At 58.2% G+C, this 26,673-nt stretch carries 24 protein-coding genes; 17 read left to right on the top strand and 7 right to left on the bottom strand.

The window, feature by feature from the left end; translation table 11 throughout:
- From AC0B60_RS03845 to AC0B60_RS03785, 13 genes are all read left to right on the top strand, one after another.
- On the top strand, positions 1 to 972 hold the full coding sequence (locus AC0B60_RS03845; RefSeq protein WP_465084175.1) for an alpha-ketoacid dehydrogenase subunit beta: 972 nt from the start codon (positions 1 to 3) through the stop codon (positions 970 to 972).
- A 13-nt stretch (positions 973 to 985) separates the two neighbouring features.
- On the top strand, positions 986 to 1,771 hold the full coding sequence (locus AC0B60_RS03840; protein WP_465084173.1) for an enoyl-CoA hydratase/isomerase family protein: 786 nt from the start codon (positions 986 to 988) through the stop codon (positions 1,769 to 1,771).
- Positions 1,772 to 1,774: 3 nt separating this feature from the next.
- Positions 1,775 to 3,010 carry a dihydrolipoamide acetyltransferase family protein gene (locus tag AC0B60_RS03835; protein WP_465084171.1) on the top strand — a complete coding sequence of 412 codons (1,236 nt, stop codon included), beginning with the start codon at positions 1,775 to 1,777 and terminating at the stop codon, positions 3,008 to 3,010.
- 2 nt (positions 3,011 to 3,012) lie between these two features.
- Complete coding sequence (locus AC0B60_RS03830; protein WP_465084170.1) at positions 3,013 to 4,185, top strand: acyl-CoA dehydrogenase family protein; 1,173 nt, start codon at positions 3,013 to 3,015, stop codon at positions 4,183 to 4,185.
- Between the two features lie 77 nt (positions 4,186 to 4,262).
- Complete coding sequence (locus tag AC0B60_RS03825) at positions 4,263 to 5,762, top strand: AMP-binding protein (protein ID WP_465084168.1); 1,500 nt, start codon at positions 4,263 to 4,265, stop codon at positions 5,760 to 5,762.
- Positions 5,763 to 5,787: 25 nt separating this feature from the next.
- Entirely contained in the window at positions 5,788 to 7,131 is a 1,344-nt protein-coding gene (locus AC0B60_RS03820; RefSeq protein ID WP_465084166.1) for an MmgE/PrpD family protein, read from the top strand.
- 62 nt (positions 7,132 to 7,193) lie between these two features.
- On the top strand, positions 7,194 to 8,423 hold the full coding sequence (locus AC0B60_RS03815) for an ABC transporter substrate-binding protein (RefSeq protein ID WP_465084164.1): 1,230 nt from the start codon (positions 7,194 to 7,196) through the stop codon (positions 8,421 to 8,423).
- A gap of 52 nt (positions 8,424 to 8,475) precedes the next feature.
- Positions 8,476 to 9,381 (top strand): branched-chain amino acid ABC transporter permease, encoded by a 906-nt coding sequence (locus AC0B60_RS03810; protein ID WP_465084162.1) that lies wholly within the window; start codon positions 8,476 to 8,478, stop codon positions 9,379 to 9,381.
- The gene (locus tag AC0B60_RS03805; RefSeq protein WP_465084160.1) at positions 9,378 to 11,183 is read left to right on the top strand and encodes a branched-chain amino acid ABC transporter ATP-binding protein/permease; all 1,806 of its coding nucleotides are present in this window, start codon (positions 9,378 to 9,380) and stop codon (positions 11,181 to 11,183) included. Before AC0B60_RS03810 ends, AC0B60_RS03805 begins: the two co-directional genes overlap by 4 nt.
- Positions 11,176 to 11,877, top strand: coding sequence for an ABC transporter ATP-binding protein (locus AC0B60_RS03800; RefSeq protein WP_465084158.1), 702 nt, complete (start codon positions 11,176 to 11,178; stop codon positions 11,875 to 11,877). The genes AC0B60_RS03805 and AC0B60_RS03800 overlap by 8 nt, the downstream gene beginning before the upstream one ends.
- A 9-nt stretch (positions 11,878 to 11,886) precedes the next feature.
- Positions 11,887 to 13,320 carry a dihydrolipoyl dehydrogenase gene (gene lpdA / locus AC0B60_RS03795; RefSeq protein WP_465084156.1) on the top strand — a complete coding sequence of 478 codons (1,434 nt, stop codon included), beginning with the start codon at positions 11,887 to 11,889 and terminating at the stop codon, positions 13,318 to 13,320.
- Between the two features lie 13 nt (positions 13,321 to 13,333).
- Positions 13,334 to 14,068, top strand: coding sequence for an SDR family oxidoreductase (locus AC0B60_RS03790; RefSeq protein ID WP_465084154.1), 735 nt, complete (start codon positions 13,334 to 13,336; stop codon positions 14,066 to 14,068).
- Between the two features lie 125 nt (positions 14,069 to 14,193).
- On the top strand, positions 14,194 to 14,838 hold the full coding sequence (locus AC0B60_RS03785) for a TetR/AcrR family transcriptional regulator (protein ID WP_465084152.1): 645 nt from the start codon (positions 14,194 to 14,196) through the stop codon (positions 14,836 to 14,838).
- A 150-nt stretch (positions 14,839 to 14,988) separates the two neighbouring features.
- On the opposite strand, the gene AC0B60_RS03780 is transcribed toward AC0B60_RS03785, so the two are convergent.
- The 5 genes from AC0B60_RS03780 to AC0B60_RS03760 form a co-directional block, all read right to left on the bottom strand.
- Positions 14,989 to 15,114 (bottom strand): hypothetical protein, encoded by a 126-nt coding sequence (locus AC0B60_RS03780; protein ID WP_465084151.1) that lies wholly within the window; start codon positions 15,112 to 15,114, stop codon positions 14,989 to 14,991.
- A gap of 19 nt (positions 15,115 to 15,133) precedes the next feature.
- A complete protein-coding gene (locus AC0B60_RS03775) occupies positions 15,134 to 16,282 on the bottom strand; it encodes an acyl-CoA dehydrogenase family protein (RefSeq protein ID WP_465084149.1) in 1,149 nt (382 codons plus the stop codon).
- A gap of 13 nt (positions 16,283 to 16,295) precedes the next feature.
- Positions 16,296 to 17,483, bottom strand: a complete 1,188-nt coding sequence (locus tag AC0B60_RS03770; RefSeq protein WP_465084147.1) for an acyl-CoA dehydrogenase family protein — start codon at positions 17,481 to 17,483, stop codon at positions 16,296 to 16,298.
- A 251-nt stretch (positions 17,484 to 17,734) separates the two neighbouring features.
- On the bottom strand, positions 17,735 to 18,916 hold the full coding sequence (locus tag AC0B60_RS03765; protein WP_465084145.1) for an acetyl-CoA C-acyltransferase: 1,182 nt from the start codon (positions 18,914 to 18,916) through the stop codon (positions 17,735 to 17,737).
- Between the two features lie 73 nt (positions 18,917 to 18,989).
- Positions 18,990 to 21,086, bottom strand: a complete 2,097-nt coding sequence (locus tag AC0B60_RS03760) for a 3-hydroxyacyl-CoA dehydrogenase NAD-binding domain-containing protein (protein WP_465084143.1) — start codon at positions 21,084 to 21,086, stop codon at positions 18,990 to 18,992.
- 192 nt (positions 21,087 to 21,278) lie between these two features.
- On the opposite strand from AC0B60_RS03760, the gene AC0B60_RS03755 reads away from it, so the two are divergent.
- A complete protein-coding gene (locus tag AC0B60_RS03755) occupies positions 21,279 to 21,899 on the top strand; it encodes a TetR/AcrR family transcriptional regulator (RefSeq protein WP_465084141.1) in 621 nt (206 codons plus the stop codon).
- Positions 21,889 to 22,698, top strand: coding sequence for a hypothetical protein (locus AC0B60_RS03750; protein ID WP_465084139.1), 810 nt, complete (start codon positions 21,889 to 21,891; stop codon positions 22,696 to 22,698). The genes AC0B60_RS03755 and AC0B60_RS03750 overlap by 11 nt, the downstream gene beginning before the upstream one ends.
- Before the next feature lie 4 nt (positions 22,699 to 22,702).
- On the opposite strand, the gene AC0B60_RS03745 is transcribed toward AC0B60_RS03750, so the two are convergent.
- Positions 22,703 to 23,575, bottom strand: a complete 873-nt coding sequence (locus tag AC0B60_RS03745) for an alpha/beta fold hydrolase (RefSeq protein WP_465084138.1) — start codon at positions 23,573 to 23,575, stop codon at positions 22,703 to 22,705.
- Positions 23,576 to 23,641: 66 nt separating this feature from the next.
- Entirely contained in the window at positions 23,642 to 24,550 is a 909-nt protein-coding gene (locus tag AC0B60_RS03740; RefSeq protein ID WP_465084136.1) for an alpha/beta hydrolase, read from the bottom strand.
- A 110-nt stretch (positions 24,551 to 24,660) separates the two neighbouring features.
- On the opposite strand from AC0B60_RS03740, the gene AC0B60_RS03735 reads away from it, so the two are divergent.
- Positions 24,661 to 25,665: a GlxA family transcriptional regulator gene (locus tag AC0B60_RS03735; protein ID WP_465084134.1), complete on the top strand. Its 1,005-nt coding sequence runs from the start codon at positions 24,661 to 24,663 to the stop codon at positions 25,663 to 25,665.
- Positions 25,666 to 25,686: 21 nt separating this feature from the next.
- A complete protein-coding gene (gene rluF, locus AC0B60_RS03730) occupies positions 25,687 to 26,643 on the top strand; it encodes a 23S rRNA pseudouridine(2604) synthase RluF (protein WP_465084132.1) in 957 nt (318 codons plus the stop codon).
- Positions 26,644 to 26,673: the final 30 nt, after the last annotated feature.

Here is a 26,673-nt window from a genome sequence, read left to right as displayed (position 1 = left end):
ATGGCGGAAATACGGTTCGGGAAGGCAATCAATCTAGCATTGGCAGATGCGTTGGAACAGGATCCAGCTGTATTCCTGTTCGGTGAGGACATCGCCGACGCAGGCGGACCCTTCGGTGCCACGCGTGGCCTGAAGGAGCGTTTCGGTGATCGGGTACGGGATACGCCGATCTCCGAGGCGAGTATGGCGCATGCTGCGGTAGGTGCGGCTCTCTCCGGGCTCAAGCCGGTGCTCGAGATCATGTTCATGGACTTCATGACCCTGACCATGGACGCTCTGGTCAATCAGGCCGCCAAGGCCCGCTATATGTTTGGTGGCCAAGCCTCGGTGCCCATGGTAGTGCGGACACCACATGGCGGCGGAATAAGCGCCGGACCCCAGCATTCTCAGTGCCTGGAAGCGTGGTTCGCCCATGTACCGGGGCTTAAGGTCATCTGTCCGAGCAATCCCGCCGACGCATACGGTTTGCTGCGAGCAGCTATCGCTGATCCGGACCCAGTGGTATTCGTGGAGAACAAGACGCTGTACACCATGAAGGGCGAGCTGGACGAAGGCGCTGGACCAGAGAGTATTGGCAAGGCGCGCTTGGTGCGTACCGGCCGCGATGCCACAGTGGTGGCGTACGGGGCGGCCGTACACACAGCTGAGCGGGCAGCCAGACAGCTTGCCGAACAGGGGCTGGAAGTAGAGGTTTTGGATCTGCGCAGCATTCAGCCCTGGGACGAGGCATCGGTGATGGAGTCACTGGCTCGAACCCACCGTTTGCTGGTTGTGCATGAAGCAGTAGAAGCCTTCGGCGTGGGCGCAGAAATTGCCGCGCGCATCGGACAAATCGGCTTCGATGAGCTGGATGCACCGATTATGCGAGTCGCCTCGCCCTTTGTGCCGGTGCCATTCGCTCCCAGCTTGGAAAAGGAATATCAACCTGATGCGGAGGCCGTAATAGCAGCCGTTCGCAAACTTTGTGCTTAGGAGAAACAGGCCGATGAACGATAATGCAATACTCAGTGAGGTGCGCGGTCATGTGGGTCTGCTCACCGTCAACAGGCCCAAGGTCCACAATTCTCTGAGCACTCCAGTGCTACTTGAACTGGAGCAAGCCTTCATCGAGCTCGAGAACAATCCCGAGGTGAGGGTGATCGTGTTTACCGGTGCTGGCGACAAAGCTTTTGTGGCTGGCGGGGATTTGTCGGAAATGGCGAGCAGGGACGGTATCGCCCACTATCAGGAGTTTGCCGAGGACATCCATCGAGTGTTCCGCCGATTCGAGGTCAGCGACAAGCCGACCATCGCTGCGGTAAACGGCTATGCTCTCGGCGGAGGGACCGAGTTGCTTCTGAGTTTGGATATACGCTTGCTGGCCGATAGCGCCAGCCTAGCACTGCCCGAGATCGGCTTGGGGGTGTTTCCCGGTGCCGGTGGTACCCAGCGCATGATTCGCCAGGTGCCCGCCTGCGTCGCCAAGGAGCTGATGTTTTCTGGCCGGCGCTTCGACGCCGAGGAAGCCGTGAGGATAGGCCTGGCCAACCGCGTATTTCCCCAGTCTGAACTGCTGGATGAAACTCTGGCAATGGCAGAAAAGATCGCCGCTAAGTCACCTCTTGTACTGAAGTTAATGAAGCGCGTTCTACGCGATGGCGCTGATATGCCCCTCGCCATGGCCCTTGCCCATGAACAGGCGATGATTGGTCTGGTGTTCGACACCCAGGACGCCCACGAGGGCATGACCGCTTTCCTTGAGAAGCGTAAGCCGAGCTTCACCGGACGTTAAATTATGAGCGAACTGAACGACATGCTGATGCCCAAACTGGGCCTGACCATGACTGAGGGTACGATTTCGGAGTGGTCGATTGCACCGGGCGACCGGGTAAGTCCTGGCGATCTTATGTTCGTGGTAGAAACCGACAAAGTGGCCACCGATATCACTGCTGAAGCGGAAGGGGAACTGCGAGAAATTGTGGTGCCTGCTGGCGAGACTGTACCGGTAGGTACCGTGGTGGGTCGCTGGACCGGCCCCGGCCAAGGTGTGCCCCAAGACGAGGAGGTCCAGGACGAATCGCCAGCCGAGGCTTCAGCGGACCCGCAGCTCAACACACCGGTGGCAAAGGCTGTCGATGAGACAAGGGTTGTTGCGACCCCCTTGGCCCGGCGCTTAGCGCGGGAGCACGGATTGGAGCTTGTGGGCCTCACGGGTAGCGGGCCCCGCGGTCGTATCAAAGCGGAGGATGTGCGCGCCGCCGCTCAAGCAGGCGCATCCAACACTGGGGCGGTTCAGCCTCAGCCGGATACGGCCCCCAATGATCCCGGTCAGAGCATCCCGGCATCAGCGATGGCTCAGGCCATGGCCAGGCGCATGGTCGAAGCGAAGCAACAGGTGCCGCATTTCTACCTAGCGGCTGAAGCTGAGGTTACTGAATTACTGGAATTGCGCGGTCAGCTCAATGCTCAGGAGGGGTACGACAAGCTAACCCTCAATGACATGGTGTTGGTCGCGGTGGTGCGGGCACTGGAGGTTACGCCTGAGCACAATCGCATCTTCCTAGACAACCAAATTGTCCAGTTTCAGGAGGTTGATGTGGGTATGGCTGTGAGTACTGATCGCGGCCTGCTGGCGCCGGTGATCAAGGATCTGGCCGGTCGTAACGTAGACGAAATCGCTGGTCGGGCCCATTCCCTGCAACAGCAGGTGGTGGAGGGTTCCGTCCGCCGCGAGGACATGCAGGGTGGGGCAATCACTGTCTCCAATGCCGGCATGTTCAATGTCAGCTACATGACGCCCATCATCAACCCGCCCCAGTCAGCCATCCTCGGTGTCGGTAGCATTCGCGAGGTATTCCGCCCCGACGATAACGGTCAGCCGGAGCTGCGCCGTGAAATGGGCTTGGTATTGGCGGCTGATCATCGGCTGCACGATGGCGCCGGCGCACTGGTTTTTCTCAATCGCATCATTGACGCGCTTCAGCAGCCGCATCAATTGCTTCGCCCCCGAACGCTTTTACGTAGAGGTTAATCATGGATTTTGCACTCACCGAAGAACAACAGATGATCGTTGATACTGCCCGCCGCGTGGGTAAGGATTATGGTCTGGAGTATTGGGCAGCGCAAGACAAGGCCAAGACCTTTCCGAAGGATTGTTGGAGCGCAATCTGCGAGACTGGTCTCGCCAATGTGCTTTTGCCCGAGAAGTACGGCGGCGCGGGTCTGGGCATGCTGGAGATGGCCTTAGTTGTTGAGGCATTGGCCGAGGGAGGTGGTGGCAGCACGCTTGGACAGATGTTCATGATCAACCCTATCTTCGGTGGGGTCTCGGTGGCGCAATTTGGCACCGAGGAAATGAAGGCTGATTTGATACCAAAGCTTGCGGCCGGTGAACTGAACTTCTGTATGGCGCTCACCGAGCCGGATGCCGGCAGCAACACCCTCAACATGGACACCTTTGCTGCTGCAGACGGTGAGGGTTGGCGACTACGTGGCCAGAAAATCTGGATAACCGGAGTGAGTACCGCTGGCAAGATGCTGGTAGTGGCACGCACCCAGAAGGCCGACGAGGTAGAAAAACCCACCCAGGGCCTCTCCATGTTTATGATCGATACCGACCGCGAGGGTTTGAGCCATACGCCGATCGAGAAGTTGGGCACTCACACCTTGAGCGCCAGTTCTGTGTTCTTCGACGATGTAAGGGTCGAGCCTCACGAATTGGTGGGTACCCTGCATGGTGGCTGGCGCGAGCTGTTACAGGTGCTCAACACTGAGCGCGTTGTCACCACCGCTGGTTTGATCGGTGCTGGCAAGCTAGCCACACGCTTGGCTGTGGACTATGGCAATGAGCGCAAGGTGTTCCGTAATCGCCCGGTGACCGCCTACCAGGGTGTGCAATTTCCGCTAGCCGAATCCCACGCCGAGCTGGAATGTGCTCGCATGATGAATTTGCGCGCGGCTGCCCAGTGTGATCTTGGTCAGCCTTACGGCAGCGAGGCGAACATGGCAAAGCTGGTTGCGGCCCGCGCGACGATGCATGCCATCGAACGCAGCATGCAGACCATGGGGGGCATGGGATATGCCCGCGAGTACCACGTCGAGCGCCTATGGCGAGACGCGCGGTTGTTCAAATTCGCGCCGGTCTCTGAGGAAATGATCCTCAACTTCATCGCGACACACGACTTGGGTATGCCTAAATCCTATTAATTTGGCTACCGTAGGGTAAGGGTCAGCTCGACGCTATCGTCAGAGTTGCGCGGGTTTGTAAAGAAGGAGTGAACAAAGTGGTTAACCTGAGCTCTTTTATCGCGTTTCATGCCCGACAGCGGCCAGATCACACAGCGATCATCTACGGCGAGTGCCAAGTAAGTTATCGCGAGTTCGATAAACGCATTCGCCGCCTGGCTGCTCTGCTCGCCCAGCGAGGCGTTTGCGAGGGTGACGTGGTAGCGCTGTTTATGAAGAACAGCCCCGCCTTCCTCGACATCGCCTTCGCCGCCAGTTACCTAGGGGCGGTGTTCCTGCCGGTGAACTTTCGCCTAGCCCGCGAAGAAGTGCGCTACATCCTCGCCGATGCAGGCGCCAAGCTGCTGTTTGTGGATGATCAGTTTGACGAGGTATGTAATCTTTACGATGACGCGATCGTGGTGGACACTGCCGCTCAAAAAGATAGCCAGATATTATCGGATTCCACTTGGCCCGTCCCCGAGCCTTGCCCTCGGCGCAGCGACCAGATGTTTCGACTGATGTACACCTCCGGCACCACGGATCGTCCTAAGGGCGTGATCCACAGCTACGAAAATTTCTATTGGAAGTGTATGGATCACGTGATTGCCGTGGGCCTTACTGGCGAGGATCGGTTGCTTACCGTGGGTCCACTCTATCACGTAGGCGCTTTCGATTTGCCTGGTGTGGCCCTCCTGTGGCTGGGAGGGACTCTCTGCTTGCATAGGGAGTTCGATGCCGAGGCAGCACTGTTGAGCATTGAGCGCCACCAACTTACTTGCGGCTGGACCGCACCCGTAATGCTCAACCAAATACTGGCGATGGATAACCCGCAGCGTTTCGATCTGTCCAGTTTTCGCTGGTGCATAGGCGGGGGCGAGAAGACCCCGGAGAGTCGCATTCGCGACTTCACGAGGGTGTTCAGTGCCGGGCGTTATATTGATGGCTACGGTCTTACCGAGACATGCAGTGGTGACACGCTGATGGAGCCAGGCATGGAGATCGAAAAAATTGGCTCCACTGGCCGACCGCTTGCTCACGTGCAGGTCTGCATCCGCGATGAACAGGGCCGTGAGCTACCAGCCACTAAAGAAGGCGAGATCTGCCTGCGCGGGCCCAAGGTTACCCGCGGCTACTGGAACGCTCCGGACAAGACCGAAGAGAGCTTCTTCGGCGACTGGTTTCGTAGCGGCGATATTGGGTATCTCGACGAGGATGGCTTCCTCTATGTTACTGACAGACGTAAGGACATGATCCTCACTGGTGCAGAAAATGTAGCCTCCTCCGAGGTGGAAAATGTGATCTACCAATTACCGGAGGTGGCCGAAGCCGCCGTGATTGGCCTGCCCGATGAGAACTGGGGTGAGCGCGTGGTGGCGGTGGTTGTGCCTCGTGAGGGTGCGGAACTCAACTACGAAATGTTGGAAGCTCACTGCCGGAAGCATCTAGCAAACTTCAAGGTGCCCAAACAGCTACTGCTAAGTGACGCACTGCCCCGAAACCCCTCCGGCAAGATTCTCAAGCGTAAGCTGCGTGAGGCCTATGCAGGTGGTGAGTAATATTGGAACGCTAAGGAGAAAAACCATGAGTCTGGCGAATGCGATGGCGGTCTTTGTCCACAGCCTGGATATAGAAACATTGCCTACAGAGGTTGTAGAGAAGGCTCGGGCCTGTGTGCTTAACGGTTACGGTATCGCATTGGGCTCACATGCTACACCCTTTTTCCCGGTTGCCGCCGAGTCGGTGCTTGCTATGGACGGAGAGCGCACAGAGGGCGCAGCCCTTCTGTGCGATGGTCGTAAGACCACCGTGGCAGGCGCCGCCTTGGCCAACGCGGCCCTGTTTCATGGGCGCGCCCAGGAAGACACATGCGGCGTGGCCCATTTCGGTGCGGTGCTGCTGCCGCTCCTCACCGCGCTGGTGGAGGCGGAAGAAGGTCCGGTGGAACGGCTTTTGCCGGCGCTGATCGCCGGTTACGAAGTGGGCGGCCTATTGGAGACGGCGTACTCGGCCACCACCACTAGCAAGGGCCTGCGGGCATCGCCCTTGTACGGGACTATTGCTGCCGCAGCTTCAGTCGCGAAGTTCCGGAACTTGAGTGCTGAGCGCACCGCTGCTGCGCTGTGCAACGCAGCGTCATTCACCGGAGGTATACTGCAATCTTTCGGTGATGGCACCGATGAGTGGAGGTATCAGGTAGGTATTGCTGGCCGCAACGGGCTCGCCGCCGCCCGCCTAGCGGAAGCCGGTTCGGTCTCCGCACCGGAAGCTTTCGAAGGGCGTAGCGGTTTCGTACGTACTTATGTCGGTACGGACTGCGATGTTGATGCTCTGGTTACCAAACTGGGCCGGGAATGGTCGGTATCCAAGGTGACCTTTAAACCCTACCCGGTCTGCGCGCTTAACCAGACACCGGTAACCGCTGCGCTGGCCCTGCGCGAACGGCTGGCAGGGCGCGAACCGACTGCCGTGCGCATTCACATGAATCCCACCTGTGTGGGTTACGCGGGTATGGACAGCGTCGGCCCTTTCAGTTCGCTGTCGGGTAGCCTGATGAGTATCCAGTTCTGTGTTGCCACTACCCTGGTTCACGGGCATCCAACTGTCGCGAGAATGAACGACTTTGATGACATCAAGGTGAATGCACTGATGCCCCACGTCGAGCCCATCGCCGATGCTGACTATGGTCTGCTTGCTTGCTATATCGAGGCGGACGTGGACGGCGAGACGCGTCCTTTGGGTGTGGAGCAACGCACCGATCATACCGAGTACAGCTACGACCGCTCCCAGGTGTCGGCACTGATTCGCCGCATCGGAGAGGAAACGGGCGTACCCGGGCACGCCTACGATTGTCTGGAGCGCTTCAGTGAAGCCTTGCCCCGGGCGGATATTGCGGACGTGCTCGAGGCTTTCAGGGAAATCCAATAAGAGAGTCGTACCCCACCATGGGACATATAGTTGCCAACAACAAGAATGTGAGGAGAACCACTATGAACTGGCACAACAAGACTGGAAAGAACCTAGTAAAGATCGCTCTTGGGCTAGCCGCTGCGGCAATGATAGCAAGTCCAGCGCTGGCCGAGGAAGACACTGTCAAGATCGGGATGACCTCGGCCCTGACCGGGCCTTACAACGAATTTGGCGAGGGCAATCGCCGCGCAGTGGAGCTCGCCATCAAGGAATGGAATGAAAACGGCGGCATCAACGGCAAGAAAATCGAACTAGCAATGCTGCTGGATGACCAGCTAAATCCGGATCGCGCAGTGCAGAACATACGTCGAATTCTGGATAATGAGGAAATTGTCGGCATCATAGGACCCGCCGGCAGCGGTCCGACCTTGGCGGTGATCGATATGGCCGAGGCGGACGGCCGGCCCTATATGAACCCCATCGCCCAGACGCCGACGGTGACCTACCCAAACGGGACCGGTAATGCGCCGCGCAAGAATGTGTTCTCCTTTGCTCTGCAAAACGACGTGGAAGCCAAGGCCATGGGTGAACACTTGGTGAACAAGTTCGAGCGGGTCGGTGTGGTTTATGAAAGCACGGCCTACGGTGTGTCCGGCTTGGAATATCTCACCGAAGCAATGGAGGCGGCCGGTGGTAATGCGCCGGTGGCTGACGATAGCTACAACCAGGGCACTCAGGACATGACCGCCCAGGTGGCGCGCATGAAGCGTTCCAATGTGGATGCTATTGCGGCCATCGGTCTGGGACGTGACCTGGCAGTGCTGCGCCGGACTATGGCCCGTTTGAATATGACTGTGCCGCTGGTGGCCTCCAACGGTGCACTGGGTCAGCCATTCCAGGAGGGGGCCGGCGATCTGGTGGAAGATGTCCAGGGGACCATGATCGGTGCTTTCGGTCAACGACCGATGCGCGAGGCCACCCAGAAGTTCGTTGACGCCTACAAGGCCGAGTACGGCACCGACCGCTGGTGGGGTGATGACGAAGAAAATCCGGAGTTGTTCATGGCGATTTCGGTATCGAACGGCTACGACGCGGCAAATATTCTTTTCGAGGGTATCAAGCGTGCTGACTCCACCGATCCAGATGCCATCAACCAGGCCATCGAGTCCATTCAGGGATACGAAGGGGTCAATGCCGTCTACAACTTCTCCGAAGATCGTCACCACGCCATCGAGGCGGACGGCCTCGAGGTCTTCGAATACGTCAAGAACGGTGACAAGTTCTCGCTGGTACCGGTGAGCGAGCAGTAATCGCCAGGGTTCAGTTGTGTATGGCGGGCCCTGTGGGTCCGCCCCAATCTTCTTGGCAGAGAGCATTAAGACCATGGTTTTCTTCCTGCAAATGGTTTTCGCTGGCCTTAGCGTGGGCGCGGTATATGCGTTGATTGCGTTGGGGTTGAATCTCACCTTCTGGACTACACGGGTACTGAATTTCGGACAGGGCTCGGTGTTGATGATAGGAGCTATGCTCAGTGCGGTGCTGATTGGCTACGGCGTGAACTTGCTGTTAGCAGTGCTGATTGCCCTCGTGGCAACCTGCCTGGTGCTGATCGTAACTGAGATGGTAGCAATACGCCCGTTGCTTAAGGCGGGCGGTAGCATGGGTTGGGTGGTTTCGACTCTGGGTGTGGGTGTGTTTCTGCAAGGTTTGGCTAGTTTGGTATTCGGCACTCAAGCGGTGGCTTTCCCAGACGTGTTGTTCAGCAGTTCTGCCACTCTCCAGATCTTCGGTGCCTGGGTTTCAGTGCAGTACATAGCCGTGTTCGTAATCTGCGTCGTCATCGTCGGGCTGATGGAGCTTTTTCTTCGCCGTTCCACATGGGGATACGGCGTACGCGCGGTGGCTCATGACCGGGAACTTGCCTCCCTGATGGGCATCCCCGTGCGCAAGGTGGTGCTGTTGTCTTTCGCAGTCAGCGGTCTTCTCGCTGGTGTTGCCGGAATCTTGGTTAGCCAGATTTCCGGCACCGTGGACCCGGGCTTTGGCTTGCACCTGCTGATACTCGCTTTTGTCGCGGCCGTCGTGGGCGGGATGGGTAGCGCCGTAGGTGCGTTAATAGCCGGACTAGGCCTAGGTGTGCTAGAGAAGCTGATAGCCGGTTACTACTCTCCAGCGGCAGCGCAGACCGTCGCCTTCGTCCTGCTGGTCGCTGTACTGGCTATGCGACCCCAGGGGCTATTAGGTAAAAAGGAAATGGTGAAAGTATGAATCCACTGCATATGCTCGGCAAAGCGATCAGCAGCCCCTGGCTAGTGGGCGGTGTGTGTATTGCTGCTGCGGCTGGCGCGAGCTTCGCGGATCAGGGCACAGTACAGATGTGGTGCTTCTTGATAGTCAACATCATGCTCGCCCAAAGTATCAACGTGCTCACCGGAGTTGCTGGTCAGATATCACTGGGGCACGCGGGGTTTCTCGCCATTGGATCCTACGCGGCCGCGATTCTCCTTAAAGATTATGGTCTGTCTTTTCCCGTGGCCGTCGTGGCATCGGTATTGATTTCGGCGGCGGTGGGCTATCTGCTGGCGATACCCTCGGGGAGGGTACGCGAGTTCTATCTAGCAATGATGTCTCTTGCTTTCGGTCTGATTGTTTATGAGTTGGTTCGAGAATGGCGCGGTATGACCGGCGGGGTGATGGGCATGCGAGGCATTCCGTCACCTGGGCTAGGCACGTTGGAGGTGTTCGGTTGGGGGGTCAGCCCGGAGTGGTACTTCCGCATCATGTTGGTTAGTTTGATAGGAATGATGATAATGCTGCGCAATTTTATCAAGAGTCACTTCGGACGGGCATTCTATGCCATCCATGTGAGCGAGATCGCCGCCGGCAGTTTGGGAATTCCCTCAGGCGGCACAAAGCGCTTCGCCTATGCACTGAGCGGTGGAATTGCCGGTCTGGCGGCGGGTTTCTATGCTTTCCTTGTAGGTTACATCACCCCCGAAAGTTTCACCTTGATGCGCTCGGTGGAGATATTGGTCATGGCGGTGGTGGGTGGACTAGGATCTCTTGTCGGTCAGGTGCTGGGTGCGGGGTTGTTCACATATCTGCCCCAGCAATTGCAGGCTTTCAGTGATTATCAGTATATCGTGTACGGATTGATTTTGGTGTTCTCGTTCACCGTCTTGCCCCGGGGCTTGGCCGGTTTGCTGGGTAGCCAAACTCGCTACAGTAAGCATGATCAGCTGAGTGGTCAGGGATTGGGGCTTGATTCGGTTCTGAGCCAACGAAGCGGGAGTGGGCAGGCGCTAGTGGAGGTGTGTGATGTTGTCATGAGCTTCTCGGGTTTGCGCGCTTTGGATGGGGTCAGCCTGACAGTACGTCGCGGTACGGTAACAGGCTTGGTGGGCCCCAATGGCTCGGGCAAGAGCACCTTGGTAAACGTCATCAGCGGCATGTATACCCCTACCGTTGGTGAAGTCTACTTCAAGGGCGAAAAAATCTCTGGATGGCCGGCTCATCGGGTAGCCAGGGCAGGTGTTACTCGCACTTTCCAGGATCCTCGAAATGTGCCGAGTTTTAGTGTTCGGGAAAATATTCTCATGGGTGCGCACCGGCTCTATGCTCATGGTGCTTTTGCCGCCTCGGTTAACAGCACCGGGGCACAACGCGAAGAGCGCCGTTTCCTCGCCTGCACCCAAGGACTTATGGAAGCGGCCGGCTTAAGTGTTTATGCCGATGAGCCGGTCGGTGACCTACCCTACGGGATTCAGCGTCTGGTGGAAGTGGCCCGAGCATTAGCTTCCGACCCCGAACTGCTGCTGCTCGATGAGCCAGCAGCAGGTTTGTCTGACACCGAGGCCGAACGGCTGATGGCATTGATTCGCATGGCGCGGGATCATGGTGTGGGCGTGATGCTAATTGACCATCACATGGATTTCCTTGAGGAACTGGTAGATGAAGTAGTGACTTTCGACGCGGGACAGGAAATCTATCGCGGCGACATGGCGGGCATGCGTGACGATCCCTCTGTGATCGAGGCTTATCTGGGCAAGGAGGAAACGAGTCATGCTTGAGCTGCGCGATATTTCGGTGAGCTACGGTGCGATCGACGCGGTGAAGTGCGTTGATCTTAGCGCCGCGCCCGGCACCATCACGGCGCTAATTGGAGCCAACGGCGCTGGCAAGTCTTCGCTACTAAAAGCCGTTTCCGGACTAGTTACGCCCAAGGCTGGCCAGATCCTGCTGGACGGTTATGACATCAGCGCACTAAAGCCTCACGAACGGGCGCGTCTGGGTATCGCCCATGCTCTCGAAGGGCGCCGGCTGTTCCATCAGCACACGGTGGAGGAAAACCTGGTTACTGCCTGGCACTTTCGACATCCGAGCGGTGATTTCAAGAGCGCTGTGGATCAGGTCTATGCCAATTTCCCAATCCTCGCCGAGCGTCGTCGTTTGAAGGCTGGCACCCTCAGCGGGGGGCAGCAGCAAATGTTGATCCTGTCCATGGCTACGTTACATGAGCCACGGCTGGTGTTACTGGATGAGCCCTCTCTTGGCCTGGCGCCGATCATTGTCAGCCAGATCTATGAGTTTATCCGTGGATACTGTGACGAAGGCGGACACACCGTTGTGCTCAGTGAGCAGATGGCGAGTCTTGCCCTCAAGGTGGCGGACCAGGGGTATGTGTTGCGCCAGGGCGAGGTAGTTCAGTCCGGAGAGAGCTCGCAATTAAAAGGCAACGGCTTAGCCGGCGCCTATTTAGGCTAAGTGGAATCTATGAATAATCGTGAACAAAGCAAGCCGGAAGAGGTGCAACTTTTGGTGCTGGGCGGCGGACCGGGTGGCTACACGGCAGCTTTCCGCGCGGCGGATCTCGGTCTGGACGTGGTGCTGGTTGAACGTGACGCCACGCTTGGTGGCGTTTGCCTGAACGTCGGCTGTATCCCCTCCAAGGCACTGCTGCACACTGCCCACATCATGGATCAGGCCCGAGGCCTGACTGCGCAGGGCATCGACTTTGGCGAGCCGGAATTGTCCTTGGATAAGTTGCGTGGCTGGAAGGAGTCGGTGGTAAGCAAGCTCACTCAGGGTCTGGCGGGGTTAGCGCGCCAGCGAGGAGTGCGGGTGCTGCGGGGCGAGGGTCGATTTACCGGCCCCGACAGTCTCGTCGTGCATTCCAAAGATGGTAGGCGAGAACTGCATTTCAGCAAAGCAATTATCGCTGCCGGTTCACGCCCGGAACGTTTGCCATTCCTACCCGAGGATTCGCGCATTCTCGACTCCACCGCGGCGTTGGAACTGGAGGATATCCCGAAGCGTCTATTGGTCCTCGGGGGCGGCTTCATCGGCTTGGAAATTGCGTCGGTGTATGCGGCATTGGGATCCCGGGTCACTGTTGTGGAGCAGGCCGAGGACCTGCTGCCGGATTGTGACCGTGATCTGGTGGAACCGCTGCGAAAGGAGCTGGAGCAGCGCTACGAGGCATTGTACACCGGCACTCGCGTGGCTAGCGTGCAATCACAGGCAGGTGGTTTGAAGGTGAGCTTCGAGGGTGACCGCTTGCCGGAGATTTTTGACAAATTGTTGTGTGCAGCCGGTCGCCTACCTAATGGCAGCCTGCTGGATGCCGACAAAGCCGGTGTTCGAGTGGACAACCAGGGTTTTATCGTAGTTGATGAGTTTCAGCGTACCAATGTGGCCCATGTGTTTGCCATCGGTGATCTGACCGGTGGGCCCATGCTGGCCCATAAAGCCACGCATGAGGGCAAGGTGGCCGCTGAAGTGGCAGCCGGTCTGCCAGTAGCCAATGAAGTGAAGGTGATTCCGTCGGTGATTTACACTGATCCGGAAGCGGCCTGGGTGGGGCTGACTGAGATTCAGGCACAGCGGGAGAATCGTCGCTATGAGAAGGCCAGCTTCCCATGGATGGCCAGCGGCCGAGCGCAAACGATGGGTGCGGGAGCGGGACTGACCAAAATTCTGGTGGACCCCGCCAGTGGGGTGCTCATCGGCGCAGGTATCGTCGGCCCCAGTGCCGGAGATCTAATCGCCGAGGCTACACTAGCAATCGAGCTGGGCCTGGAACCGGCGGAGATCGGCTTGACGATACACCCACATCCGACGCTGGCGGAGACGCTAGCCTTCGCCGCCGAAGCCTACGAGGGCACCCTAACGGAGCTTTACCTCGGTGGTAAGGCATCAGATACCTGAGCCGGAGAGTGGTATGCAACTACGTGATTTAAGCGATTTGACGGCGGTTGTCACCGGTGCTTCGAGTGGTATAGGGGCAGCCGCGGCAAGAGCGCTGATTGCAGAGGGCATGAACGTGGTGCTCAGTGCACGCAGCGTCGATAAGCTTAATGTACTGGCAGAGGAACTGGGCGAGCGGGCGAGCGTGATGGTTGCTGACGTGGCTGACAGGGGGCAGGTCGCACGCCTGTTTTCCTTCGCGAAGGAGCGCTACGGGGGGGTGGACCTGTTGTTCAACAACGCAGGTGTAGGCTATGCCGGGCCTTTCGCCGAGAGTGATCCTGCGGATTGGCAGCGTACTTTCGAGGCCAATGTGTTCGGAGTTTTCAACTGCACGCAAGAGGCCATTCCTCTGCTTCGAGGTCGTTCTGGGGCGATGATCAGCAGCGTCGCCAGTGTTGCCGGGAGGCGTGGAGTAGAGGATTTGGCTGTATACAGTGCGAGCAAGTTCGCGGTGGTCGGTTTCCACGATGCCTTGCGCAAGGAACTTGGAAACGAAGGTATACGCGTGTCACTGATCGAGCCTGGTGCTGTGTATACCAATTGGGGTCATGGCTTCGCCGAGGGCGCGTTGAAGCAGCGACGTGACGAGCTGCAGGCCTTGAGCGCGGAGGACATTGCCCGTTTGCTGGTATTCGGTTTTGCTCAGCCGGCGAACGTGAACTTGCAGGAAATATGTGTGATGCCCACGCGTCAGCTCCAGCCGTGAGTTCGCCAAGATATTTCCAAAGTCAGAAGAGCTTTAGCACCTCGACTCATAATTTGATAAACTTACTCATCAGTTAGTCGTCGCGGGGCGTCTGCAAGAGTTACACATTACGGGAACTTTGAACTGTGTCTATCTGGAAGGATGTCATTCCCAGCCGAGATCAATTGTATAAAGCCAAGCGTGATGCTTTGCTTCGCGAGGCAGTGAACGCCTTCAACCAAAGGGGCTTTCATGGCACATCCATGGAAGATATCGGTAAGAGCCTTGGGGTGACCAAAGCATCGCTTTATTATTATTTTCCGAACAAGCAGTCTCTGTTGGCTGCCGCCTTTGAACACGTATTGGAGGTGGCTTTCGAGAGCCTCGAGAAAGCTAAACTTCACCCTGGCACGGGCTTTGAAAAGCTGCAACTGACCATACGCGGTTATTTGGAGTCGACGCTTAGCGAACTGAGTCGCTGCGTCATTCTGGCCGAGGAACACGCCTTGCAGCCTGAGCAGCGGGCACCTATTGTTGAGAAGCGCGATCGGTTTGAGGCAGAATTGCGTGAGCTAGTATGTGAGGGCATGGCCGATGGCAGCATCATCGCCTGTGATCCCAAACTCGCTATCTTCGCTATTTTCGGGGCGGTCAACTGGGTGCCGAAATGGTTCTCCAACGACGGGAACTGGAACAGTACACAATTGGCATATGCTATGTCCGAGCTGATATGCCGTTCGATCGCGGCCAACCCGGTGCCTGCTCTAGCTCAGGACATATCGGCGCTGTAAGTACCCCAAGGTTTTCATCGTAGAGCTTTTTTCAAATGTTGTGGATGGTTGGTTGAGCGGCAGTCTTGGTCATCATCTTGAGCTCCCTGCCTTAGAACTTGACGTTTTTCACAACGAGCCTAGCTTCCTGATGGTTTTGATTCATTGATGTTACTTGCAGGCACTGACGGCAATTTTCGCGCCCAGCGCCTCGGCCATTTGCAGGCCGAGGCCCCGGGAGCCGCCGGTAATGAAGGCGACTTTTCCGGACAGGTCCAGTAGTTGTTTCACGCTCATAGTGTTAATCCTTTTCCATTCAGGCGCTGGCGCCCAGCAGGCTGTCGCTGACTCTTGCCAGGTGATGGTCTGCGTCGCCAAACAGCAGGTTGATGGTGGTCAGCCGCTTGAACAGGTGGGCGGCAAACATTTCGTCGGTCACGCCCATGCCGCCGTGCAACTGCACGCCTTCTTGGGCGACATAGCGGGCACCCTGGCCCACAAGCGTTTTGGCCATGGACAGCGCGTTGCGGCGCTCGGCCCTGTCGCCCGAATCGGCGGAGTTGGCCGCGAGAATGGCCATGGATTTGGACTGCTCGGCCTGAATGAACATGTCCGCCATACGGTGCTGAAGCACCTGGAACTTGCCGATGGGCACGCCAAACTGCTTGCGGGTCTTGATGTAGTCCAGGGTGGTTTCGTTCATCGCTTCCATGGCGCCCACGGCTTCTGCGCAAACGGCGGCGATACCCAGATCCACGGCCTTCTCAATGTGAGGAAACGCCTGGTCCAGTTCGCCCAGCAGGTTGTCTGCGCTAACGGTGACATTGGAGAGGCTGATGTCTGCAATCCGGTAGCCGTCGTGGGCAGCGTAGTCGTCAATCTTCACGCCTTTAGCATTGGCATCAACAATGAACAGGGAGAGGCCCCGCTCGTCATTGGCGTTGCCACTGGTGCGCGCTGACACCACCAACTGATCTGCCTGACCACCATGGATCACCGCCGTCTTCTGGCCGCTGACCATAAAGTGGTCGCCGTCCTTGCGGGCAGTGGTCTGTATCTGGCTCAGGTTGTACCGTGCACCGGGCTCGTAATGGGCCAACGCCATTTTCCGCTCGCCGGTGGCAATGGCTGACAGGCACTCGTCTTTCTGGGCATCGTTGCCCACGTCCCGAATGAGACCGCCGGCCAGAACCACGGTGGCCAGATAGGGTTCCGCCACCAGTCCGCGACCAAAGTTTTCCATCACCACCATGGTGTCCACAGCGTTGCCGTCCAGGCCGCCAAAAGCTTCCGGGAAGGTGAACGCCAGCAGGCCCATATCCGCCAGGGCGGACCAGGTCTGCGGATCGGAGCCTTTGCCGGATTCTATGAAGGTGCTGCGCTTTTCAAAGCTGTATTCGTTGGTCACAAAGCGGCGCAGCGAGTCGTTCAGCATTTGCTGTTCGTCGGTAAGGTCAAAATTCATTTGAACGCCTCCTTTAAAGACCAAGCACGAGCTGGGCGATGATGTTGCGCTGGATCTCGTTGGACCCGCCAAAGATCGACAGCTTGCGCATGTTGAAGTAATCGCCAGCCGCCGGTGTGGCATCGATCGAACCGGTGCGTGGGCCGTTGTAGTCCAGTTCCAGAGCGTCCGGAACGTGCGCAATGGCATCCTGGCCGGTGGCTTCCATCAGCAGTTCGAACAGCTTCTGGCCGATCTCGGTACCACGGATTTTCAGGATGGACGCCTGCGGCCCCGGGCCTTTCTTGTCAGCGAGTACCCGCAGAACCGTCAGCTCCAGTGCGCGCAGCTCGATGTCCAGTTGCGCCAGACGATCCCGGAAACGGGTGTTTTCGATCAGCGGGCGCTGGCCGTCCTGTTCCTCGTTAGCGACAACTTTCAGGCGTTTCATCAATGCTTTCCACTGCCCGACATTGGCCAGACCAGTACGCTCGTGGCCCAGCAGGAACTTGGCGTACGTCCAGCCCTGGTTTTCCTCGCCGATCAGGTTCTCTGCGGACACTTTGACGTTGTCGAAGTAGACCTCGTTAATCTCGTGCTCACCGTCGAGCATGATGATGGGCTTAACATCGATGCCCGGATCGTTCATGTCGATTAGCAGGAAGGAGATGCCCTGTTGGGGCTTGCCTTCGGTGCTGGTACGCACCAGGCAGAAGATCCAGTCGGCGTGCTGGCCGAGGGTGGTCCAGGTTTTCTGGCCGTTGACGATGTAGTGGTCGCCTTCGCGTTTGGCGGAGCAGCGCAAGGAGGCCAGATCGGAACCGGAACCTGGTTCGGAGTAGCCCTGACACCACCAGTCTTCACCACTGAGAATGCCCGGCAGAAAGCGTTGTTTCTGCTCGTCGTTGCCGAAGGTCATGATCACGGGGGCGACCATGCGCAGGCCGAAATCGAGCTGGCGGGGGGCACCGGCGAGGGCACATTCTTCTTCAAAGATGATCTGTTCAATCGGGCTCCAGCCCGGGCCGCCGAATTCTTCAGGCCAGGTGGAGGCGCCCCAGCCTTTGTCGAAAAGTATTTTCTGCCAGCGCTGCGTCATGTCTTTGTCGTGGCGCAGGCGTTTCTGGACGCGCTCGCGGATGTCGTCGGGGAGGTTGTCGTCCAGGAACTGGCGAACGTCGGCGCGGAAGGCCTCTTGTTCGGGGGTGTAATTTAGATCCATGTTGCACCTCTTGTCTGATGGCTGAGGTAGATGGTTTAACTTCTGAGTGGCCTAATGTCTGGCCTAAAACTTTTGCGGAGGCGTCGAATGGGTATCCCCTTTCAAAACACGCTCCTTCGGCCCATCCCTGGGGCGCTTGGACTCCGCCATCCATGGCTTCGTACAGTTTTGAAAGGGGATACCCATCCGACGCTTCGAGTCAGTGCGCGCCTGCTTTAATTTACTGAGCTAGACCGCTTCCACCCAAGGTCTCAGGCGACCTCAAACAACCCGGCAGCACCCATACCAGTGCCGACGCACATGGTGACCACTACGTATTTTACGCCCCGGCGCTTGCCTTCGATCAGGGCGTGGCCGACCAGGCGGGAACCGGTGGTGCCGTAAGGGTGGCCGACTGCGATGGCGCCGCCGTTGACGTTCAGGCGATCCATGGGAATGCCCAGTTTGCGCTGGCAGTACAGAACCTGGACGGCGAAGGCTTCGTTGAGCTCCCACAGGCCGATGTCGTCGACGGTCAGGCCGGCGCGCTTCAGCAATTTGGGAACGGCGTACACCGGGCCGATGCCCATTTCGTCGGGTTCGCAACCGGCGACTGCAAAGCCACGGAAGATACCCAGCGGGGTGGCACCGCGCTGTTCGGCGGTTTTGCTGTCCATCAGCACGCAGGCAGAGGCACCATCCGAGAACTGGCTGGCGTTGCCGGCGGTAACGACGCCGCCTTCCATCGCGGAACGAATTTTGGTGACGCCTTCCAGGTTGGTGCCGGGGCGGATGCCTTCGTCCTGGCTGACGGTGACTTCCTGGCTGCTGAGCTGGCCGGTGGCCTTGTCGGCCACACCCATGGTGGTGGTGATGGGCACGATTTCGTCGTCGAACTTGCCGTCTTCCCGTGCCTGTGTGGCCAGGTTCTGGCTGCGGACGCCGTATTCGTCCATATCCTCTTTCTTGATGTCGTAACGCTTGGCCACGGTTTCTGCGGTGTCGAGCATGGACCAGTAAAGCTCCGGCTTGTGTTTCGCCAGCCAGGGTTCCATGAAGTAGTTCTGGTTGACGTTGGCCTGCACGGTAGAAATCGACTCTACGCCGCCAGCGACCATTACCGGAACCTTATCCACCGCGATGTGGTGCGCGGCCATGGCGATGGCCTGCAGGCCAGAGGAGCAGAAACGGTTGATGGTGGCGCCGCCGACGGTGACGGGCAGGCCAGCACGGATGGCACCCATGCGGGCTACATCGTTGCCGGTGGAGCCTTCGGGCAGGGCACAGCCCATGAGCACGTCTTCGATTTCGTTCGGGTCGACTTTGGAACGTTCAACCGCGTGCTGGATGGCGTGACCGGCCAAGGTAGCGCCATGGGTCATGTTGAGGCCGCCGCGCCAGGATTTGGCCAGCGGGGTACGAGCCGTGCTTACGATGACAACATCATTGGACATAACAATTCTCCTTCGTTCGGAGCGCCTGCCTGTTTAAAAGGGATTGGGCGCCCCGAGGGTATTTGTGATCCGGTTATTTGGCGTCGAAACCTTTGCCTTCCTCGGCACGTTTGGCCAGCAGGGCGGCAGGCTCCCAGAAACCAGGCTGGGTATGACGGTCTTCGGTGAAGGCCTGCATGGCGCGAACCACGTTCGGCAGCCCGACTTCTTCGGCGTAGTGCATGGGGCCGCCGCGGAATACGGGGAAGCCGTAACCGGTCAGGTAGACCATGTCGATGTCAGAGGCGCGCTGGGCGATGCCTTCGTCCAGAATCTGGGCACCTTCGTTCACCAGGGCGTACACGCAACGCTCAACGATTTCCTGGTTACTGATCTTGCGCGGGGTGATGCCCAGTTCGGCGCGGACCTCTTCCACCACCTTGTCCACTTCCGGATCGTGCAGGGCGTTGCGGTTGCCCGGCTCGTAGCGGTAGAAACCGGCGCCGGTCTTCTGGCCGTAGCGGCCCATTTCACAGATGTGGTCGGCCAGCACCATCTTCACCATGTCCGGGTTTTCTTCATACTGGCGCTTGCGGATGGCCCAGCCGATGTCGCCGCCGGCCAGGTCGGCCATACGCAGCGGGCCCATGGCAAAGCCGAACTTCTCGATGGCCTTGTCAATCTGCTGCACGCTGGCGCCTTCTTCCAGCATCAGCAGGGCTTCGCGCTGGTACTGGTTGATCATGCGGTTGCCGATGAAGCCGTCGCACACGCCAGAAACCACGGCGGTCTTCTTGATCGCCTTGGCCAGTTTCATGGCGGTGGCCAGAACGTCTTTGGCAGTCTTCTCACCGCGCACCACTTCCAGCAGTTTCATGATGTTCGCGGGGCTGAAGAAGTGCAGGCCGATGACGTCTTCCGGGCGCTTGGTGAAGCTGGCGATCTTGTTCACATCCAGCGTTGAGGTGTTGGAGGCCAGAATCGTGCCTTGCTTGCACACCTCGTCCAGCTTTTCGAACACGGACTGTTTGACGCCCATTTCCTCGAACACGGCTTCGATCACCAGGTCTGAGTTGTTCAGGTCGTCATAAGTAAGCGACGGAGTTAGCAATTCCATTTTGGCTTTGGCGTCGTCCTCGCTCATGCGGCCTTTCTTGACCCGGCCTTCATAGACTTTGCGAATGGCCTCCACGCCCCGGTCCAGGCCTTCCTGCTTCATCTCCACGAGGGTGACCGGAATACCGGCGTTCAGGAAGTTGATGCTGATGCCGGTGCCCATTGTGCCGCCACCTATCACGCCCACCGATTTGATGTCGCGGGTCGGGGTGTCTGATGGCACATCGGCGATCTTGCTGGTCAGGCGCTCGGAGAAGAAGGCGTGGCGCAAGGCCCGGGATTCGGGAGTCTGCATCAGGTTCAGGAAGGCTTCCCGTTCCACTGCCATACCCTTGTCGAAGGGCATAGTGACTGCAGCTTTCACAGCATCCACGCACTTCAGCGGGGCCGGGTAGTTCTTGGCCATAGCTCCCACGGTATTGCGGGTGAACATGAAGAAGCCTTCCGGGTTGGGGTGCTTGGCTTTCAGGTCGCGGACTTTCTTCAGCGGTAGGTTTTCGCTGATTACCTTGGTGGCATAAGCAATAGCGGCGTCAAACAGTTCGCCGTTGACGATCTCATCAAACAGTGCACTGCCCTTGAACTGTTTGGCTGGAACCACGCTGCCGGAGACGATCATGTTGACGGCGTGCTCGGCGCCGATCAGGCGCGGCAAACGCTGGGTGCCACCGGCGCCCGGCAACAGGCCGAGTTTTACTTCTGGCAGGGCAATCTGGGCATCCGGCTTGGCAATGCGGTAGTGACAACCCAGCGCCAGTTCCAGACCACCGCCCATGCAGGCGCCGCTAATGGCGGCTATAACCGGTTTGCGGCTGCTTTCCACGTAATTGACAACGGTGAGCAGGTTCGGCTCAGCGGTGGCTTTTGATGAGCCAAACTCACTGATGTCAGCACCACCGGAGAAAGCGCGATCGGAGCCGATCAACACCACAGCCTTGATGGCAGTGTCGGCTTCCGCCTGGCGAATGCCGTTGACAATACCCTGGCGCAACGCCAGGCCCAGACCGTTGACTGGTGGGTTGTCCAGCCGAATGACGGCGGTCGTGCCGTGTACATCGTAGTGGGCGGTACTCATGTGGCAGCTCCCTGATACTGACAGTGGATTAGGTAAATGGTGCATGGATGGCGTATTGAATTATCCATACACTGGTGTATTGTTTATCCATACACTAATGTATGTTCAAGGTAGGGTCAACGCTTTCAAACACGGCGACGCCGTTGATGTAGAATTCACACCAAACAGCCAGTAGCAGGATCAGAATCCACTATGACGGATGCCAAACCCATAAACCGCCGCAGAGGCAAGACGCCGGAAAAACCGCAGCTTACACGCGACAAATGGCTGGATGCGGCCGCCGGGGAGGTGGCCACTGGTGGATTCGGGAACCTCAGAGTGCTGACTCTGGCGAAAAAGTTGGGTGTGACCCGTGGCAGTTTTTACTGGCACTTCAAGGACCACGAAGATCTGGTGGTCCGTTTCCTGAATCGGTGGCGGGACCGACGCCTGCACGAACTGCAGTACTGGAAACCCAAGGGTGGGGATGTTGAAACCGAATTGCGTCAGATACTGGAGCTGCTACTTACCGATGCCTCCCGTAACATCCGGCGTCTGCAGGTGGAGTTGGCAGTGCGGGATTTTGCGCGGCGGAATGACTACGCGGCTGATCTGGTCACGCAGGTGGACGAAGCGCGCATCAACCAGAACTGCGAGCTGTATGAACGGCTGAGCAGCGATCCCCAGCGTATTCGTGACCTGTCACTGCTGATGTATGTCGCCACCATTGGATCGCAGGTGGTGCTTACCGGGAAGAAGGGCGACGCTGAAACCATACGCCGGGTGGAAGACCTGATGGCACGCGTGGCGCTGGGGCAGCGTGATGACAGCTAGGTGGCTGGTTGCGCTATTGCTGAGTGCTTACGCCGGAGGTCTTCATGCCACCGGAGACGGGTGCCTGGAAAGCGCGAAAACCGATCTGGAAACATTGTACTGTACGGTGGTCAGCAAAGGTCAGGGTGCGGGTTTGCCGTCCTGGACGGATTTCAGGCGCAACGACCCGAAGGTTCAGGCATTACTTCTGCGACGTCCGGCTGGACGTTTGGGCCTGGTCGTACCGGAGGTAACTGCATCAGCGGAACAACCACCGCAGCCTAAACCGGCGCAGGAATCCGCCGATGCGGAACAGGAAGATACTCACAAACCCAGAAGAAAATTGGCAAGTTGTCGTCTTGAAGGGCCTCGTATCAGTTGCCCGCAGGGACGTTTTGATCTGATCTCGAATCTGCCCAACAGTAAGCTGAATAGTGGCGCTCTAGCGCCAGAGAACCGTCTCGGGCTTAGCTCGTTCGCGGGTGACCGGAACGATGAGGAAGCGGTTCGCCGCTACCTGTCCGATGCCTATGATCGATACATCCCCAAAATGGTGGAGATCGGTCTGGGCGCTAATACCATGAGCTTCACGGCATTCCACAACGCCTTTCATACCATGGAAGACGGCGGTGTCGACTTTGCCAGGCGTATGGAGCAAACCTTCACGTTGCTGAAGCAGGACAAGAAAAACCTAGCGGTGAAAGCCCGTTACCATGACAAGCTTCCGCAGGAGTTGTCTCTGTGTTCAGTGATTAATGCCGACATTGTGGTGTGCGATAACGTCGGCACCAATTGGGTCTACGTCAGCCCATCGAGGTAGTGGCTCAAGCGGAGTCCAGAAAATCGTTGAGATAGCCAGCTACCGCTTCGGGTTGCTCTTCTTGCAGGAAATGGCCGGCCTCCAGCTGTTCGACCTGAAGGTCTTCGAAGCATTCCCCAATGTGATTCAGGTACTCCGGAATAATCACCTTGTCCTTGTTGCCGTAGATATACAGGGCGGGCATGGGCCAGCGATGGCCGGCCATGGTAGTCCAGCGTTTGGCGTCCTCATGGAAAGTGCGGTAATAGTTGGAACTGGTGCGGGGTGTTCCGGGGATCTGAAAGGTACGCACGTATTCGTCGAATGCGTCCCGTGGAAACGGTTCACGGTTCCAGGTGCGCAGGAAATGCCCCAGCCAGGTCTCTTCAGCGCCCGGGATCATCGCTTCGGGCAGGTCGGGTGTCTGCATGAAGTGTTGATACCAGTAGGCCGAACCGCTTCCAGAGCGGACCTTCTCGATCACCTCCTGATTGCCCTTCAGGTTGTTGATGATGGCAATGTTCATGATCACCAGTTTTTTCACCCGTTGGGGAATGGCCAGGGCAACTTCCTGGGCGACGATGCCACCCCAGTCGTGGCCCACCAGTTGAAAATCTTCAACGCCAAGTTGGTCCAACAGGCTGATCACATCCTGTGCCATTTCCTGCTTGCGGTAGTGTTGTACGTCCGGGCTACGCTCACTGTCGCCCAACCCTCGCAGGTCGGGGGAGATGATGCGAAAGCCCGTCTTCAAATGCGCTGCCACATGCTCCCAACAGTAGGAACTTTCCGGCCAACCGTGGACCATCACCAGCGTCATGCCGCCGGGTGCGCCGCCTTCTCGCCAGGCGAAGCGTCCCCGGGGCGTTTGTAGCTGTTTTGGCTCGGACAGTTGCATGGCTGGACTCCGTGTTTGCGAATGGTACTACCGTCAGACCATAAACGGACCGACGCAAACGCGCAATCAGAGGGTATTCACCGGCCTGCCCAGATCCCGAAGCACGGTTTCTACAACCATGGGGCTCCAAAGCAGGCGGTGGTGGCCCAGGCCTCGGGTGCGCAGCACGTTGGCATTTTCCCAGTTGTTGAAAACCCGTTCGCTTTCGTCTGGCGAGATGGCGGTGTCATCGTCATCAATGACCATCAGGCCCCGCTGTGTGAGGGTCCGCGACAGGGCTTCCAGGTCCAGTTGCTCCCAGACGGATTTTCCGAAACGCTCCTCCATCAGTTGCAGGTGTACCGCCAAAACTTCCTTGCTCAAACCCAGTTGACGGCCCAGGTTTGCCATCACGGCTGTGAGGCTAACGGGGGGTGCCAGCATCACCAGGTAGTTGGGCTGGAGACCGTCCGCGATCGCGCGGGCAACGGCAATGCAGCCAACGGAGTGGGCCAGTACCCCATGGACCCGACCAACATTGGCTGCCACTTTCGCCGCAACCTCGCCCATCTCAAACAGGTTGGTGCTCTCTCCCTGGGCCCGCCCATGGGCGGGGGCATCGAACAGCACCACGCGATAGCCGGCTTCCACCAACGGGTTAACCCAGGCGCCGAACTGGATGCCGGCACCGGCCCAGCCGTGCACACCCAGAATCACCGGGCCCTGGCCCCACGAATACACTGGAATGGTACGAGCACCATGCTGAAGTTGGGTGTAGCTGTCGGCATTGTCCAGAAGGTATTCATACCGGGATGGCATGGGCAGGCGAGAGGGCCTGAAAGCCATGCGGTTGACCAGCCGACCGGCTTTCTGTGGTGACACCCGTCCGTAGAGTTGAAGCGCAAGCCGGGCAGCTGAAAACCCTGCCTTGCGTGGAGTTTTCCGGGTTACCGGACGTTGAAAGGCTTCTGATTGGACGTTCAGTTGTGAAGTCATGGTGAAAGTCCTTCTTCCTGTGGTAGTGGATGACAGATTCAGGTTAGGGCTTGCGGGTTGTCAGCAGGAGTGTCATATTTGACATATAAAGTGCTGAAAGGGCCATTTTCATGTTCAACGTCGCCATCATTGCCTTTCCCAACTGCCATGCGTCCGGTGTACACGGCATCATGGATTTCTTCACCGTTGCCAACTTTTGCAGCCGCGCTCCCGCTGGCCACAGCGAACCCCTGTTCAATTGCCAGGTGGTAACGGTGGACGACCAGCCGGTCCGTGGGTACAGCGGCGCTGTGGTGACACCAACGTGCAAGCGCGGGGATTTCGAGCCGGACCTGATCGTGGTGGGCTCCTCGGTGGAAGCCGTCGTGGGCGCGGAACGCCTGGAGCAGACCCTGGCACCTTCACGACCACTGTACGGATGGTTGCGGGAAGGGCTGGAGAGGGGCGCCGTGTTGGCGAGCGTCTGTACAGGCAGTTTCGTACTGGCGGAAGCGGGTTTGCTGGACGACCAGGTGGCCACCACCCACTGGCGGGCGGCGGCGCTGTTCCGTGCCCGATACCCCCATCTGCGTCTGGAGGAAGACCAGTTGCTGGTGGATAACGGTCAGATTATCTGTGCCGGTGGTGCCACGGCGTTTGTGGATCTGTGTATGTACTTGGTGGAACGTTTTGCCTCGCCCGCGGTTGCCCTGGCCTGCAGCAAGATGCTGGTACTGGACGGCCGCCGGGCGGAGCAAACGCCCTATATGGCCTTCTACAGCCAGAAAGCCCATCAGGATGATGCTATCCGCAAAGCGCAGTCCTGGCTTGAGCAGCACTATGCAGATGCACTGACCATCGACGAAGTGGCCACGGTGGCCGGCCTTGGCACCCGCACATTCAAGCGCCGTTTCAAGGAAGCCACCGGGGAGACGCCCATCGGATACCTGCAGCACCTGCGGATCGAGTCCGCCAAGCACCTGCTGGAATCCAGCCGCGAACAAACCGCGCGTATCATTTGGAGCGTGGGCTACGAAGACGCCAGTTCGTTCCGGAGGCTGTTTAAACGCACGGTAGGCTGTACCATGGAGCAATACCGCAAGCGTTTCAGCTATGTATCCCCCAAAGTGGCCTGATGCACCGACGACAGGACTCCCATGCCCGGTAAAAACTCCACCCGCCTCAACAAATACATCAGCGAGAGTGGCATGTGTTCCCGGCGGGAAGCCGATCGCTATATCGAGAACGGCAACGTTGCCATTAACGGCAAGGCCGCCCAGGTGGGAGATCAGGTTCTGCCCGGTGACAAGGTAACGGTAAACGGTCAGTTGATCGAGCCGCGAGACGAAGAGGACCTGATTTTTATCGCCCTGAACAAGCCCGTGGGCGTGGTCAGTACGACGGATCCGGCCGAGCGTCGAAACATCGTCAACCACGTAGGCCACGGCGAGCGGATTTTTCCGATTGGTCGGCTGGACAAGGACTCCCAGGGACTGATTTTTCTGACCAGCAATGGCGACCTGGTGAACAAGATCTTGCGGGCCGGCAACAACCATGAGAAGGAATATCTGGTTACCGTCAACAAGCCGGTAACGCCGGAATTCGTGCAGGGGATGAGCGCCGGGGTGCCGATACTCGGTACGGTCACCAAACGCTGCAAGGTCGAGAAAGTGTCCCGTTTCGTGTTCCGCATTACGTTGGTTCAGGGCCTGAACCGACAGATTCGCCGCATGTGTGAGTTCTTTGAGTACGAGGTGACGAAGCTCGAGCGTGTGCGCATCATGAATATCAGCGTCAGAGGACTCCCAGTGGGAGAGTGGCGGGACCTGGGCGCGAAGGAACTGGCGGGGTTGTTCGACCTAATCCGCGATTCGTCGTCGGAAGTGAGCGCCGACACCCGTAACGAAATGAAGAAGCCGGCGAGCAAGCGGCCGGGTAAGAAGCCTGGGACATCGTCACCGGGCCCCCGTGGGAAGGGTGCAAAGACGGGCCAGCCGGGCAAATCAGGAAAGCCCGCTGGAAAACACGGCAAACCTTCGCGCGCGGGAAAATCCGGCCAGCCGGGAAAACCACGAAAGCCACGGAAACCCAGACAGAGCAGCGTTAAGCGCTAGGATACGTTCACTTCCGTACGGCGCTACGGT

It is taken from the genome of Marinobacter sp. V34 (assembly GCF_055524115.1).
Note: the sequence above shows the minus strand (reverse complement) of the source record. Positions and strands in the feature narration are given on the sequence as shown.

Coding starts and splice junctions, on each gene's coding strand:
- AC0B60_RS03845 (WP_465084175.1), top strand. CDS start 1: ATGGCGGAAATACGGTTCGGGAAGGCAATCAATCTAGCATTGGCAGAT.
- AC0B60_RS03840 (WP_465084173.1), top strand. CDS start 986: ATGAACGATAATGCAATACTCAGTGAGGTGCGCGGTCATGTGGGTCTG.
- AC0B60_RS03835 (WP_465084171.1), top strand. CDS start 1,775: ATGAGCGAACTGAACGACATGCTGATGCCCAAACTGGGCCTGACCATG.
- AC0B60_RS03830 (WP_465084170.1), top strand. CDS start 3,013: ATGGATTTTGCACTCACCGAAGAACAACAGATGATCGTTGATACTGCC.
- AC0B60_RS03820 (WP_465084166.1), top strand. CDS start 5,788: ATGAGTCTGGCGAATGCGATGGCGGTCTTTGTCCACAGCCTGGATATA.
- AC0B60_RS03815 (WP_465084164.1), top strand. CDS start 7,194: ATGAACTGGCACAACAAGACTGGAAAGAACCTAGTAAAGATCGCTCTT.
- AC0B60_RS03805 (WP_465084160.1), top strand. CDS start 9,378: ATGAATCCACTGCATATGCTCGGCAAAGCGATCAGCAGCCCCTGGCTA.
- AC0B60_RS03800 (WP_465084158.1), top strand. CDS start 11,176: ATGCTTGAGCTGCGCGATATTTCGGTGAGCTACGGTGCGATCGACGCG.
- lpdA (WP_465084156.1), top strand. CDS start 11,887: ATGAATAATCGTGAACAAAGCAAGCCGGAAGAGGTGCAACTTTTGGTG.
- AC0B60_RS03790 (WP_465084154.1), top strand. CDS start 13,334: ATGCAACTACGTGATTTAAGCGATTTGACGGCGGTTGTCACCGGTGCT.
- AC0B60_RS03780 (WP_465084151.1), bottom strand. CDS start 15,114: ATGAGCGTGAAACAACTACTGGACCTGTCCGGAAAAGTCGCCTTCATT.
- AC0B60_RS03775 (WP_465084149.1), bottom strand. CDS start 16,282: ATGAATTTTGACCTTACCGACGAACAGCAAATGCTGAACGACTCGCTG.
- AC0B60_RS03770 (WP_465084147.1), bottom strand. CDS start 17,483: ATGGATCTAAATTACACCCCCGAACAAGAGGCCTTCCGCGCCGACGTT.
- AC0B60_RS03765 (WP_465084145.1), bottom strand. CDS start 18,916: ATGTCCAATGATGTTGTCATCGTAAGCACGGCTCGTACCCCGCTGGCC.
- AC0B60_RS03760 (WP_465084143.1), bottom strand. CDS start 21,086: ATGAGTACCGCCCACTACGATGTACACGGCACGACCGCCGTCATTCGG.
- AC0B60_RS03755 (WP_465084141.1), top strand. CDS start 21,279: ATGACGGATGCCAAACCCATAAACCGCCGCAGAGGCAAGACGCCGGAA.
- AC0B60_RS03750 (WP_465084139.1), top strand. CDS start 21,889: ATGACAGCTAGGTGGCTGGTTGCGCTATTGCTGAGTGCTTACGCCGGA.
- AC0B60_RS03745 (WP_465084138.1), bottom strand. CDS start 23,575: ATGCAACTGTCCGAGCCAAAACAGCTACAAACGCCCCGGGGACGCTTC.
- AC0B60_RS03740 (WP_465084136.1), bottom strand. CDS start 24,550: ATGACTTCACAACTGAACGTCCAATCAGAAGCCTTTCAACGTCCGGTA.
- AC0B60_RS03735 (WP_465084134.1), top strand. CDS start 24,661: ATGTTCAACGTCGCCATCATTGCCTTTCCCAACTGCCATGCGTCCGGT.
- rluF (WP_465084132.1), top strand. CDS start 25,687: ATGCCCGGTAAAAACTCCACCCGCCTCAACAAATACATCAGCGAGAGT.